Source organism: Bacillus sp. 41-22, from assembly GCF_025809295.1.
Taxonomy (GTDB): Bacteria; Bacillota; Bacilli; order Bacillales; family Bacillaceae_G; genus Bacillus_A; species Bacillus_A mycoides.
On record NZ_CP084035.1, the window covers coordinates 1,221,837 to 1,235,266 of the forward strand.

The 13,430-nt window shown below is 36.1% G+C and carries 17 protein-coding genes; 12 read left to right on the forward strand and 5 right to left on the reverse strand.

Annotated features, from left to right (window positions below; genetic code table 11):
* The first annotated feature begins 111 nt into the window (after window positions 1-111).
* The 10 genes from LCF45_RS06200 (at window position 112) to LCF45_RS06245 (ending at window position 8,133) form a co-directional block, all read left to right on the forward strand.
* The gene (locus tag LCF45_RS06200) at window positions 112-1,209 is read left to right on the forward strand and encodes a tetratricopeptide repeat-containing glycosyltransferase family 2 protein (protein WP_002125963.1); all 1,098 of its coding nucleotides are present in this window, start codon (window positions 112-114) and stop codon (window positions 1,207-1,209) included.
* 155 nt (window positions 1,210-1,364) lie between these two features.
* Window positions 1,365-2,054 (forward strand): class I SAM-dependent methyltransferase, encoded by a 690-nt coding sequence (locus LCF45_RS06205; protein WP_263894709.1) that lies wholly within the window; start codon window positions 1,365-1,367, stop codon window positions 2,052-2,054.
* Window positions 2,051-2,737 carry a glycosyltransferase family protein gene (locus tag LCF45_RS06210; RefSeq protein WP_002125967.1) on the forward strand — a complete coding sequence of 229 codons (687 nt, stop codon included), beginning with the start codon at window positions 2,051-2,053 and terminating at the stop codon, window positions 2,735-2,737. Before LCF45_RS06205 ends, LCF45_RS06210 begins: the two co-directional genes overlap by 4 nt.
* A gap of 11 nt (window positions 2,738-2,748) precedes the next feature.
* The gene (locus tag LCF45_RS06215) at window positions 2,749-3,429 is read left to right on the forward strand and encodes a glycosyltransferase family protein (RefSeq protein WP_263894710.1); all 681 of its coding nucleotides are present in this window, start codon (window positions 2,749-2,751) and stop codon (window positions 3,427-3,429) included.
* Window positions 3,430-3,443: 14 nt separating this feature from the next.
* The gene (locus LCF45_RS06220) at window positions 3,444-4,181 is read left to right on the forward strand and encodes a sugar phosphate nucleotidyltransferase (RefSeq protein WP_002030415.1); all 738 of its coding nucleotides are present in this window, start codon (window positions 3,444-3,446) and stop codon (window positions 4,179-4,181) included.
* 8 nt (window positions 4,182-4,189) lie between these two features.
* Window positions 4,190-4,735 (forward strand): dTDP-4-dehydrorhamnose 3,5-epimerase, encoded by a 546-nt coding sequence (rfbC, locus tag LCF45_RS06225; protein ID WP_002011381.1) that lies wholly within the window; start codon window positions 4,190-4,192, stop codon window positions 4,733-4,735.
* 15 nt (window positions 4,736-4,750) lie between these two features.
* Window positions 4,751-5,722: a dTDP-glucose 4,6-dehydratase gene (gene rfbB, locus LCF45_RS06230; protein WP_002125972.1), complete on the forward strand. Its 972-nt coding sequence runs from the start codon at window positions 4,751-4,753 to the stop codon at window positions 5,720-5,722.
* Window positions 5,723-5,733: 11 nt separating this feature from the next.
* Window positions 5,734-6,588: a dTDP-4-dehydrorhamnose reductase gene (gene rfbD, locus LCF45_RS06235; RefSeq protein WP_002125974.1), complete on the forward strand. Its 855-nt coding sequence runs from the start codon at window positions 5,734-5,736 to the stop codon at window positions 6,586-6,588.
* Window positions 6,589-6,696: 108 nt separating this feature from the next.
* Entirely contained in the window at window positions 6,697-7,467 is a 771-nt protein-coding gene (gene fabI, locus LCF45_RS06240; protein ID WP_002011384.1) for an enoyl-ACP reductase FabI, read from the forward strand.
* A 147-nt stretch (window positions 7,468-7,614) separates the two neighbouring features.
* Entirely contained in the window at window positions 7,615-8,133 is a 519-nt protein-coding gene (locus tag LCF45_RS06245; RefSeq protein WP_002030408.1) for a CotO family spore coat protein, read from the forward strand.
* Between the two features lie 48 nt (window positions 8,134-8,181).
* On the opposite strand, the gene exsY is transcribed toward LCF45_RS06245, so the two are convergent.
* Window positions 8,182-8,646 (reverse strand): exosporium assembly protein ExsY, encoded by a 465-nt coding sequence (gene exsY / locus LCF45_RS06250; RefSeq protein WP_002125979.1) that lies wholly within the window; start codon window positions 8,644-8,646, stop codon window positions 8,182-8,184.
* Window positions 8,647-8,770: 124 nt separating this feature from the next.
* On the opposite strand from exsY, the gene LCF45_RS06255 reads away from it, so the two are divergent.
* Together LCF45_RS06255 and LCF45_RS06260 are read left to right on the forward strand one after the other, a co-directional pair.
* Window positions 8,771-9,130 carry a DUF1360 domain-containing protein gene (locus LCF45_RS06255; RefSeq protein ID WP_000899658.1) on the forward strand — a complete coding sequence of 120 codons (360 nt, stop codon included), beginning with the start codon at window positions 8,771-8,773 and terminating at the stop codon, window positions 9,128-9,130.
* Between the two features lie 164 nt (window positions 9,131-9,294).
* A complete protein-coding gene (locus LCF45_RS06260) occupies window positions 9,295-9,480 on the forward strand; it encodes a hypothetical protein (protein WP_033708144.1) in 186 nt (61 codons plus the stop codon).
* Between the two features lie 76 nt (window positions 9,481-9,556).
* Here LCF45_RS06260 and exsF read toward each other — a convergent pair whose 3' ends face one another.
* The 4 genes from exsF to LCF45_RS06280 all read right to left on the reverse strand — a co-directional run bounded on the left by exsF (window position 9,557) and on the right by LCF45_RS06280 (window position 13,430).
* On the reverse strand, window positions 9,557-10,060 hold the full coding sequence (gene exsF, locus LCF45_RS06265; RefSeq protein WP_002011391.1) for an exosporium protein ExsF: 504 nt from the start codon (window positions 10,058-10,060) through the stop codon (window positions 9,557-9,559).
* Between the two features lie 167 nt (window positions 10,061-10,227).
* Window positions 10,228-10,698 (reverse strand): spore coat protein CotY, encoded by a 471-nt coding sequence (cotY, locus tag LCF45_RS06270; protein WP_002011392.1) that lies wholly within the window; start codon window positions 10,696-10,698, stop codon window positions 10,228-10,230.
* Between the two features lie 143 nt (window positions 10,699-10,841).
* Window positions 10,842-12,908: an ATP-dependent helicase gene (locus LCF45_RS06275; protein WP_002125980.1), complete on the reverse strand. Its 2,067-nt coding sequence runs from the start codon at window positions 12,906-12,908 to the stop codon at window positions 10,842-10,844.
* A 99-nt stretch (window positions 12,909-13,007) separates the two neighbouring features.
* Window positions 13,008-13,430 (reverse strand): GNAT family N-acetyltransferase, encoded by a 423-nt coding sequence (locus tag LCF45_RS06280; protein WP_002125981.1) that lies wholly within the window; start codon window positions 13,428-13,430, stop codon window positions 13,008-13,010.

The window sequence follows — 13,430 nt, forward strand, 5'->3', positions numbered from 1 at the left end:
TGACACGGACATTTGAATTATTAAAAAGAAATCTTAAATAGCTTGAACAAGTTAAAAAAATGGAAAGTTTATTGTATGTATAACATATGATTGAGTTGGAAGAGGGTGATTATGTTGAACAAGCAAGGAATTACAATTAGTCTATGTATGATTGTTCGCGATGAGGAAAATACAATAGATCGATGTTTGGACGCGGTAGAAAAAATTGTTGATGAAATTATTGTAGTTGATACAGGATCCACTGATCGAACGAAGGAAATTGTAGCAAAATACACTTCTAACATACACGATTTTCCGTGGGTTGATGATTTTGCGGCAGCTAGAAATTTTGCGTTTTCAAAAGCAACGCAAGAATATATATTATGGTTAGATGCTGATGATGTGTTATTAGAGGAAGCTCAAGAATCACTGAAAACATTAAAACGAGAGTTAGATGGTAAAGTTGACGCTGTTTCTATGCCTTATTATCTTGTAATGGATTCTAATGGGAAACCTTTATATTGCACAAGAAGATATCGACTTGTAAAGCGTGAAAAACAATTTCAATGGTTTGGAAAGGTGCATGAGTATTTAGCTGTTTCTGGTGAGATTTACAATAGTAATGTCGCCATTACACATAAGAAAGAAAAAGAAATAACGAATCGTAATTTGAAAATTTTTCAAAATGCTGTAGCAGCTGGAGAAGAATTAAGCCCGAGAGATTTATTTTATTACGGTAATGAATCTATGGATAATCAAAAATACGACGATGCGGTTCTTCTGTATGAAACATTTCTTAATCAAGAGGAAGGATGGCATGAAGAGAAAATTTATGCATGTGGTAAGTTAGGAGATTGTTATGCGAAGTTAGGAGACTGGGAGAAGGCAGTTGAAACTTGTACGAAGTCGTTTCGTTATGGTATTCCTAGAGGAGAGAATTGTACAAGAATAGGATATATATATATGGAACAACAAAAGTATAATGAAGCGATATTTTGGTTTAAGCTAGCAACTGAAGTGCCGCTAGCAGAGGATAGTCCTTTTCACAGTCCGGCTAGTTATACGTGGATTCCATATTTACAAATGTGTATTTGTTATAGCAGATTAGGAGATCAAGATAAAGCTTATTATTATAATGAATTGGCAGCTTCTTATGTTCCGAATAATGCTGCGATTGAATATAACCGTAAATATTTTAGAGGCATCTATGATAAACAATATAAAATGTAATTTGTTCTATTTTTAGGAAATGACTTGTCGCTATTCTAATGATAGTAGAATGGCTATATATTAGATTATCGGTAATGCAACCAATAGAGATGGCATCCTTTGTAGAATATCTTTTGTTTATATTTCAAATTCAATTTGCATAAGGAGTGTGTGAAATGAATCGGGAGAAAAGTTCTTTATACGAAGAAAAATCTGAACATTATTATAATGCGATAAACCCTAATTTATTCAAGCATATAAAAAAGGAATGGCAAGAAGTTCTTGATATTGGTTGCTCGAGCGGTGCATTAGGAGCGGCTATAAAAGAAAATGGAGCACGTGTATCAGGAATTGAGGCGTTCCCAGAGGCTGCCGAAAAAGCGAAAGAAAAACTAGATCATGTTATTTTAGGTGATATAGAAACAGTGGATCTTCCTTATGAGAAGGAACAATTTGATTGTGTCATATTCGGGGATGTATTAGAGCATTTATTTGATCCGTGGGCTGTTATAAAGAAAGTAAAGCCATATATAAAAGAAAATGGTGTGATTTTAGCTAGCATACCAAACGTTGCGCACATTTCAGTATTAGCTCCCTTACTCGCTGGAAATTGGACGTATACAGAATATGGATTATTAGATAAAACGCATATTCGTTTCTTTACTTTTAATGAAATGCTAAGAATGTTTTTAAAAGCAGGATATTCTATTAGTAAAGTAGATCGTGTATATGTTGATCATAAAATATATGAGCCACTTATTGAAGAGTTATATGGAATTTGTAAAAAGTATCGTCTTGGAAGTGGCTTCATGGCTGAGACAGTTGTATTTCAATATATTATTGAAGCAGAAAAATCACAATTATGAGTGCTGCAGAAAAAACAATACTATTTGTTACATGTATAAATGATCGGAAATTGTATGCACAATGTGCGCGACATATATTGAAATTGGCAGTACCTCCTGGGTATACTATACAATTTATGCCGATTCGAAATGCAAAAAGTATGACGAGCGGATACAATCAAGCCATTTCACATCCAGCGAAGTATAAAGTGTATTTACACCAAGATGTCTTTATTATAAATGGAGCCTTTCTATACGGATTAATTCAATTATTTGAGGAGCATGAACATCTTGGGATGATTGGGATGGTTGGATCCCAATATGTTCCTCCAAATGGTGTATGGAACGAAGGGCGTGGGATTGTCGGGAAAGTCATTGGTTATATGAACGATTTGTTTTATATGGCAAGTTTAGAGCAACCATTTCATGAATCGAAAACATTTATTCCTGCGGAATGTATTGACGGTTTATTGATGGCGACACAATATGATATTCCGTGGCGAGAGGACTTATTTGATGGGTTTGATTTTTATGATGTATCCCAATCTTTTGAATTTAAAAAAGCTGGGTATACAGTCGGTGTCCCTGTGCAGCGTGATGCTTGGTGTATTCATTATCATTTCGATGTAAATATGACGAACTATGAAAAGTATAGAAAAGTATTTGTAGAGAACTATATGTCAGATGTGAATAAGGAAGAATAGAGGGCTACAAAATGAAAGATCATACAATATTAGTTGTTGTTTGTGTAAATAATGAAGAGCTTTTCGAGCAATGCGAAAGGCAAATAAGAAACATTGTTGTTCCCCCTGGCTATGTAGTGCAAATTTTTTCGATACGAGATGCGAAAAGTATGGCAAGTGCGTACAATCGAGCACTTTCATATCCGGCGAAATATAAAGTATATATACATCAAGATACTTACCTTATTAATCGTGATATGTTTTGTACCCTCATTTCTCTTTTTAAAGAAAATGAAAAGCTTGGTTTAATTGGAGTAGCTGGTGCTCAGTTTTTACCGAGTAACGGGATATGGTGGGAAGGGAAAAATTTAGTAGGGAAAGTGATTGAGTACAGAAGACAGAATTATCAATTATTAAATTTGGATCTAGGTTTTTATGGAAATCAATCTTTTATGTCAGTGCAAGCAATCGATGGTTTACTCATGGCAACGCAGTATGATATTCCGTGGCGAGAGGATTTGTTTCAAGGATTTCATTTCTATGATGTGTCACAGTCTTTAGAATTTCAAAAGGCTGGATATTTAATTGGTATCCCTAATCAAGCAAATCTATGGTGTATTCATTACAACGGAGATGAGTTTGATGCGGATACATATGAGAAATACCGGGAAATTTTTGTGGAACATTATAAAGAGGTGCTATCTCCATCATAAGGGAGAGATGAAGGATGAAAGGGATTATTTTAGCAGGCGGGACAGGATCGAGATTATATCCAATAACGAAAGTAACGAATAAACATTTACTTCCCGTTGGGCGGTATCCGATGATTTATCATGCGGTATATAAGCTGAAGCGATGTGAAATTACAGATATTATGATTATTACCGGTAAAGAGCATATGGGAGATGTTGTGAGCTTTCTAGGAAGTGGTCAAGAGTTTGGTGTATCCTTTACGTATCGTGTGCAAGATAAGGCGGGTGGGATTGCGCAGGCACTAGGACTTTGTGAAGATTTCGTAGGAAATGATCGGATGGTAGTTATATTAGGAGATAATATCTTTTCAGATGATATTTGCCCGTATGTTGAAGAGTTTACAAGTCAAAAAGAAGGGGCTAAAGTGCTGCTTCAATCTGTAGAAGATCCCGAGCGATTTGGTGTAGCGCATATTCAAGGCCGAAAAATAATTGGAATTGAAGAAAAGCCGAATGAGCCGAAAAGTTCTTATGCTGTTACGGGAATTTATTTGTATGATTCGAAAGTCTTTTCTTATATAAAAGAATTAAAACCTTCCGCAAGAGGGGAACTTGAAATTACAGATATAAATAATTGGTATTTAAAACGAGGAGTACTTACTTATAATGAAATGAGCGGCTGGTGGACTGATGCGGGAACGCATGCTTCTCTTCAAAGAGCGAATACGTTAGCGCGGGATATAAACTTTGGGAAACAGTTTAATGGAGAATAGGTGAAAATATGAAAGTTGTAGAAACAAATTTTACCGATGCGAAATTGTTAGAACCGAGATTGTTTGAAGACGAGCGAGGTTTTTTTACTGAAAGTTATAATAAGAAGATGCTAGAATCGTTAGGGATTACGCATTCATTTCTGCAAGATAACGTATCTTATTCAGCGCATTCGGGGACGATTCGAGGGCTACACTTTCAAAAAAATCCGAAAGCACAAACGAAACTCATTCAAGTTATGCAAGGTGCAATATATGATGTTATCGTTGATTTGCGAAAAGATTCACCTACATTTAAAAAGTGGAGAGGTTATATTTTAAGTGCGGATAATCATAGGCAATTATTAGTGCCGAAAGGATTTGCTCATGGTTTTTGTACACTTGTACCTCATACAATTGTTATGTATAAAGTAGATGAGTATTATAGTGCTGATCACGATTCCGGTTTGCTTTGGGAAGATAAAGAATTATCAATTCCATGGCCGGTAACAAATCCTATCTTGTCCGATAAGGATCGAATATTACCATTACTTCAGGAATATGAAGATAGTTTTTAAGTAGGAGAGTTGTTTATGAATATATTAGTTACAGGTGGAGCTGGATTTATTGGAAGTAATTTCATTCACTATATGTTAAAAAACTATGAAACATATAAAATCATTAATTACGATGCATTAACATATAGCGGGAATTTAAATAATGTAAAGTCTATTCAAGAAAATCCTAACTACTCATTTGTAAAAGGGAAAATCCAAAATGGAGAGCTGCTGGAACATGTTGTTAAGGAACGTGACGTGCAAGTAATTGTAAATTTCGCAGCTGAATCACATGTGGATCGTAGTATTGAAAACCCAATTCCTTTTTATGATACGAATGTAATAGGTACAGTCACGCTGTTGGAGTTAGTGAAAAAATATTCACATATTAAACTCGTGCAAGTATCAACAGATGAAGTATACGGTTCTTTAGGGAAAACAGGAAAGTTTACCGAGGAAACCCCGCTAGCTCCTAATAGTCCATATTCTTCAAGTAAAGCGAGTAGCGACATGATAGCCTTATCTTATTATGAAACGTATCAATTACCGGTTATTATAACGCGTTGTTCTAATAACTACGGACCGTACCAATATCCTGAGAAATTAATTCCGTTAATGGTTACGAATGCGCTTGAAGGAAAGAAACTACCATTATATGGTGATGGATTGAATGTAAGGGATTGGCTGCATGTAACGGATCATTGTAGTGCAATTGACACCGTTTTGCATAAGGGATGTGTAGGAGAGGTGTATAATATCGGCGGAAATAACGAAAAAACAAATGTAGATGTTGTGGAACAAATTATAAAACTTTTAGGAAAAACGAAAAAAGATATTGAATTTGTAACAGACCGTTTAGGTCACGACCGTCGTTATGCGATTGATGCACAAAAAATGAAGAATGAGTTTGAATGGGAACCGAAGTATACGTTCGAACAAGGATTAAAAGAAACGGTGGAATGGTATAAAAACAATGTAGACTGGTGGAAACCACTAAAAGAAAAGTAAGGGGCATGTAGATGAAAGAACGGATTATCATAACGGGAGCGAACGGTCAGCTAGGGAAGCAACTACAAGAAGAGTTGAATTCTGAGGAATATGACATATATCCATTTGATAAAAAGTTATTAGATGTAACAAATATATCCCGAATTAAGCAAGTGGTACAAGAAATAAAGCCACATACAATTGTTCATTGTGCAGCGTATACGAAGGTAGATGGTGCTGAGAAAGAACAGGATCTTGCTTACTTAATAAATGCGATTGGAGCTCGAAATGTAGCGGTTGCTTCACAATTAGTAGGGGCTAAGTTAGTGTATGTCAGTACCGATTATGTATTTCCAGGTGACAAACCGGATGGCTATCATGAATTTCATAATCCAGCACCGATAAATATATATGGAGCTTCTAAATTTGCAGGAGAGCAGTTCGTAAAAGAGTTACATAATAAATATTTTATAGTTCGTACATCGTGGTTGTATGGTAAGTATGGAAATAATTTTGTGAAAACGATGCTACGATTAGGAAAAGAGAGAGAAAACATATCTGTTGTAGCGGATCAAATTGGCTCTCCTACGTACGTGGCAGATTTAAATATGATGATTAATAAGCTCATTCACACTTCTTTATACGGTACGTATCACGTATCCAATAGAGGATCATGTTCTTGGTTTGAATTTGCCCAAAGAATATTTTCGTATGCAAATATGAAAGTGAATGTATTACCTGTTTCAACTGAAGAATTCGGATCGGCGGCTGCGAGACCAAAATATTCTATCTTTCAACATAACATGCTACGATTAAATGGTTTTTTACAAATGCCTACTTGGGAAGAAGGATTAGAAAGGTTTTTTATAGAAACAAAAAGTCATTAACAAATTTATGTTAGTGACTTTTTTGTTTGCCTTTAAGAGGTTTTATGGTACTATAATTATAGTATCAGGTACTAATAACAAGTATAAGTATTTCTGGGAGGATATATCATGGAACTATTACAAGGGAAAACATTTGTTGTTATGGGCGTTGCAAACCAAAGAAGTATTGCATGGGGAATTGCTCGCTCTTTGCATAATGCAGGTGCAAAATTAATATTCACATATGCAGGAGAGCGTTTAGAAAGAAACGTTCGTGAACTAGCGGAAACATTAGAAGGACAAGAATCACTTGTATTACCTTGTGATGTAACGAATGATGAAGAACTTACAGCTTGCTTTGAAACTATTAAGCAAGAAGTTGGTACAATTCACGGTGTTGCTCACTGTATTGCTTTTGCAAATCGTGATGATTTAAAAGGCGAATTTGTAGATACTTCTCGCGATGGATTTTTACTTGCACAAAATATTAGTGCATTCTCTTTAACAGCTGTAGCAAGAGAAGCGAAGAAAGTGATGACAGAAGGCGGAAATATTTTAACTTTAACATACCTTGGCGGCGAGCGCGTTGTGAAAAACTATAACGTTATGGGTGTTGCGAAAGCTTCGTTAGAAGCTAGCGTGAAATATTTAGCGAACGATTTAGGACAACATGGCATTCGCGTTAACGCTATTTCTGCAGGACCAATTCGTACGTTATCTGCGAAAGGTGTAGGCGACTTTAACTCAATCTTAAAAGAAATTGAGGAACGCGCACCACTTCGTCGTGCGACGACTCCAGAAGAAGTTGGAGATACAGCAGTATTCTTATTCAGTGATTTAGCACGCGGAGTAACAGGTGAAAACATTCATGTTGATTCAGGATATCATATTTTAGGATAAATATAATAGGAATTAAAGTTTAAAAAGGACAGTCTCTAAACGTTGAGACTGTCCTTTTTAATTGTTCCCAGAAAGAACGATTTTTAACGAAAGTTCTAGCCACGTTATGAATATAACTATAATAGTACACGATTTATCCAGCTACGTATGGAAGTGGGAGGGACGAGTGTGAAGAATAAAAATAAAAGTTCAACAGTTGGAAAACCGTTGTTATATATTGCACAAGTAAATTTAGAACTCGCTGCACCGAAAATAAAAAGAATTATTTTAACGAATTTCGAAGATGAGGATCAAAAAGAGCAAAGTAATAGAAATGAAAGTATTGTAAGTAGTGCTGTGGAAGAAGTGGTAGAACAAGAGAAACAAGAACCACGAGAGGAGCCTCAAGTGGAGGTGGAAGAAAAAGTAGAGGAAGAGCAAGTGAGAACGGTCCCTTACAATAAATCCTTTAAGGATATGAATAATGAAGAAAAAATTCATTTTTTATTAAATCGTCCTCATTACATTCCAAAAATAAGATGTAGAATAAGAACGACGACCGTCTCATATATAGGATCGATTATATCTTACCGTAATGGCATTGTATCCATTATGCCACCAAATAGTATGAGAGATATTCGATTATCTATAGAAGACATCAAATCGATTGATATGGCCGGCTTTTAAATATGTAAAGGTGGTAGAAAGCTTCTACCACCCCAATAGTTTTTTAGTTTACTTAACTATAGAAACGTCGCGTAAGCACTGAATAGCACAGAAGCAGCTTAAATCAACAGTAATGCAAGTAGATGTCGAGATTAATCTTGCATTTGGTATAGCTAAAAACGTACAAATTGGATCGTCGCCAGGTGGTACAGGAGACCCATCACCTAATACTACAGTTAACACACGTAGGACAGCACAGCTATCGTCATCTACGCTTTCTACACGGAAAATTGGAGATTGGCAGCTAGTAAGGCTTGAAGATGGTGCAAATGCTTCAAATGGCGTTCCAGCTTTTGTGTATAAAATAAAAGGGCGTGTATTTGCTACTGCTGCTGTATTGTGTGCTCCTAAAAATGGAATTTCACAACCAGAACCACATGTTGAACTAGAGCAATCTTGTAGTTCATTGATGAATTTTACGACGTCAACTACGCAGTGAGAAGAGCTATGGTGTTTATTTTCGTTACAACTCATTAATGTCACTCCTTATCTTCTTGTTTGTATTTACATTAATAAGATATTGGAGTGGGGGAGATTTGGTCACAATCTTAAGACCTTTTTTTTTAAATAGGCTAAAGAGGATAGGGAAGGTGGAATTATGTTATTTACAAGCTGGCTTTTATTTTTTATTTTTGCGCTAGCTGCATTTAGGTTAACTCGTCTTATTGTTTATGATAAAATTACAGCTTTTTTGCGAAGACCGTTTATTGATGAGTTAGAGATTACAGAGCCTGATGGAAGTGTATCGACTTTTACAAAGGTGAAAGGGAAAGGATTAAGAAAGTGGATTGGAGAATTATTAAGCTGCTATTGGTGTACAGGTGTGTGGGTTAGTGCTTTTTTATTAGTTTTATATAAATGGATTCCTATTGTTGCAGAGCCTGTACTAGCATTATTAGCCATTGCAGGTGCAGCAGCGATCATTGAAACAATTACAGGATATTTTATGGGAGAATAATAAAGTGAAAGTTTAATCAGTGTGGGGCATCCCTCGCTAATTATCAGCCCGCACCAATCGGGATAAATCTTCATGATGTTAGAAAAAGCGGAGTTTAAGAGGATGCGGGAACGGAAATAAAGAGTTGTTCATATAGTAAATAGACAGAATTGACAGTAGAGGAGATGTTTGCTGTGAGCAATAATCCAAGGCAAAATTCATATGATCTACAGCAGTGGTATAACATACAGCAACAGCAACAAGCACACCAACAGGCATATCAAGAACAGTTACAGCAACAAGGGTTTGTGAAAAAAAAGGGATGCAACTGTGGGAAAAAGAAGAATACAATAAAACAATATGAAGAATGAAACACTCATGTTACGGTGAGTGTTTTTTATTGTAAAAATAAAAAGCGGTATTTCAATTAAGAAATACCGCTTTTTACTAGCTAATTTGTGCAACTGTTAATGCTGCAGCACGGATGTCTACAGTTCCAAGCAGTTCAACTGGTACAATTTGAATTAAGTCACCAGGGTTTAAGTTAATAAGAATAACACCACTGGATACGTCTACTTCACCAGTACCAATAACGTTAGAGCGAACCGCTGTACCTGATCCAGGAATAATGTTAGCTGGTGTACCTAATGATAAGAAGAAACGACCAGCTTCTGGTGCAGTAGGAACGTTATCAAGACTGATCGTTAATGTATAACTGATTTGATAAATACCAGCTACTTGAATTCGAATACCGTCTCCGACACTTACTGTATTATTTATCACAGGAACAGTAATATTTGGGTTTGGACTTACGCTAGGTAATAGTAGTGGTGTGAATAGTGAAGCGAACTGAGGTGCAGAAGCGTTGAAAGCAAAACCGAAGGCAGGTAGTGTACTAGCTGGTTTCGCCTCACAATCAATGTTATTAAATTCGCAATCAGAAGAGAACATGTTTTTCACTCCTTTATCTGTTTCTACTTTTAGTTAATGAAAAGGACAGGTTCTATGTTCTAGACAAGTTCCCAATTTTATAAAAAATACATAATAATACCTTTTAAGCATGGATTGGGTGGCAGAATCATCTGCCACCCAATCCATGCTTAAATTAGTATTCAGTTTTATATAGAAACATCGCGTAAGCATTGAATAGCGCAGAAGCAACTTAAATCAACAGTAATACAAGAGGAGGTTGATACTAATCTTGCATTTGGTACAGCTAAAAATGTACAGATTGGATCGTCACCAGGTGGTACAGAGGTACCATCACCTAAAACTACAGTTAATACACGCAATACAGCACAGTCATCATCATCTATACTCTCTACACGGAAAATTGGAGATTGGCAGCTAGTAAGGCTTGCAGATGGTGCAAATGCTTCAAAAGGTGTTCCAGCTTTTGTGTATAAAATAAAAGGACGTGTATTCGCTACTGATGCAGTGTTATGTGCTCCTAAAAATGGAACTTCGCAACCAGATCCACATGTTGTGGTTGCACATTCTTGTAGTTCATGTATAAAACGAACGACATTAGATACACAGTTGAAATCACAATCATGGTGTTGATGATCTTCATTACAATTGCAGCTCATTATGTTCACTCCTTATCGTGAGTTCTGACATACACTATTACAATATGAACGGGATATGGTTGATATTACGTTAATTCTCAGGATAGAAACAGGGAATTTATATAGAGGGGATGTACATATCGTGATATGGAAAAAGACACCCATTATTTAATGGATGTCTTTTCAGGTAAATCTTTTTGCGTAGTATATAGAAAACGAGATATATCTAGTTTCTTTCCTCTGAAAAATTGCGGGGAGGAAATGTAAAGTTCTTCTTTTGCGCGTGTAATGGCGACATAGAGTAATCGTCGTTCTTCTTCTAATGCTTCAGAAGTCTCCGTCACACGGTCATTTGCATCTTTTAAAGAAGAAGTATGCGGCAATATACCATCGCTTGCTCCGAGTAAAAAGACGCATGGAAACTCAAGGCCTTTCGCGTTATGAATTGACATAAGCGATACAGCATCTTTTTGCGGCATTGTTTTTAATGCTTCCATTTCTTTTTGACCTTGAATGGCCTCGTTAATAAATTGTAAGTAAGCTGGAATATCCGTAAAGCGAGTTGCTGATTCCATTAATTCTTCTAACATTTCTTCTTGTATGTCCTTATGCATCGTAAAGGAAGAACGATCATTACTTTGTAAGTACTCTAAATACTTTCCTTTACCATGAATAATTTCTTTCAATGCTTTTTTAGGTTCAAGTTCTTTTATAAACTTAATAAAATCGATTCGCTCATTTACTTTTTTAACTTGAAAAGGTTTCAAGCTTGGGTTTAGTAATAGAAAATGAAGAAGAGAAGGGAAACGGCCCTCACCATATTTCCATTGTTCACGTTCAATAAATGAAATGCACTCATCACGGCCAATATACATTGTTGGTAATATATTTGAAAGTGATTCGAGGCGGAACGGTTCAAGCACGAGTCGTAAGTGATCTAATACGGGCCTAATTAAAGAATGTTCGTAGAACGATTGGCTCGCTCCATGTTTAATAAATGGAATCTTATGAATTGTAAGCTGATCAAGTAAAGAACGGCTTACAGAATGTGTACGATATAATAAACAAAAATCTTTATAATTTCGTTCACCACTATCTACTTTTTCCTGAATGAGTTGCAAAATTTGATTTGCTTCATCAAGAGTTGTCGCAGGTCGTGCATAAAACGGCTGTATGCCATCGTTACGAACAGAATATAGCTCTTTATCAAAACGTTCTTGATTGAGCTTAATAACTTCATTTCCAAGTCCTACGATAAATGGATTAGATCGATAATTCGTATTAAGTGCGATAATCGTAGTATTATCAAATTCCTTTGGAAAAGATAAAATAATTTGGTGACTTGCCCCTCGCCAGCCGTAAATCGCTTGATCGTCATCACCTGCGATAAATAAATTATTTCTCGGCGTGGCTAACAATTTTACAATTTCATATTGTGCATACGACGTATCTTGAAACTCATCTACTTCAATGTAATGAAAACGCTCTTGTAATTGAGTAAGCAGGGGAGCGTTATTTTCTAACATATAATACATTTCTAATAAGATGTCGTCAAAATCGATATAATTGTGTCGTTGTTTTACCTCTTCGAAACGTTCGTATACTTCTTTGAACTCTTGTTCAACCGGTGTTTTCGCTTTTACATCTTTCGGACGATTCAATTTGTTTTTCTCAAGTGAAATCATAGCGAGTATCGTTTCGGCATCATAATCGTCTTTTAAGCGCAATTCTTTCAAAATTTTCTTTATCATAATTTGTTTATGTTTTTCATTTGCTAAAATTTGCTGATTATATCCTTGACTACGAAGCAATTTTAAAAAGACAGAGTGGAATGTACCAGCAACGACATAGCTACTTGCGGCATGATTCATACCAGGTAAATTCGCTACACGGCTTCGAATTTCTTCAGCTGCTTTTTGTGTAAACGTCAGCAGCAAAATATTTCGCGGATGGACATGTTTTACATTAACTAAATAACCAACGCGAGTTGTTAAAACAGATGTTTTACCACTTCCAGCACCAGCTAGTGTAAGGACAGGTCCTTCTGTCGTTTGCACTGCTTCTAACTGTTTTTCATTTAAATAAACACCTTGCTGTTCTAAAGCGCGGAAATACGCCGCATCTGCATCTTCTTCCATAATTAAATGGGTAGATGTTTTCGGAATATGATACGCCGCTTGCGGAATGCCAGCGTGTGTTAACGGTTTTTGTGAAAATTTTTCTTGTGTCATATATTCACCTTCAAAACTATAGCATCAACATTTAACTTTAGCGGAAGAAAAAGAAAATAGCAATGTAAAAAACAGGAGGGGCTACCTCCTGCTACAAAATTATAATTCTTTTATCATTACGACGTGCGGGATATTTGCTTCCATAAACACATCAGAAGCCGTCACGTATCCTAGCTTCTTATAGAAAACTTCAGCATGTGTTTGAGCATGGAGTTTCAATTTCGGTAGAGACTCTTCTTTTGCATGCGCTTCAAGTGCATCCATAATGATTTTGCCAATGCCTTTTTGGCGATGGGAAGCTAGTACGCAAATGCGCTCCATTTTTCCTATTCCATCAACGATGCGGAAGCGACCAGCACCAACTGGAACATCATTATCATATATAACAACGTGTGTTGAAATCTCTTCAAACTCATCATACTCTTCTTCTGCAGAAACCTGTTGTTCATTTACAAATACTTGCTTACGTACAGAGAATGCATCACTTAGTTGTTCGTCCGTTTGTACGATTTGTGCGTGCAA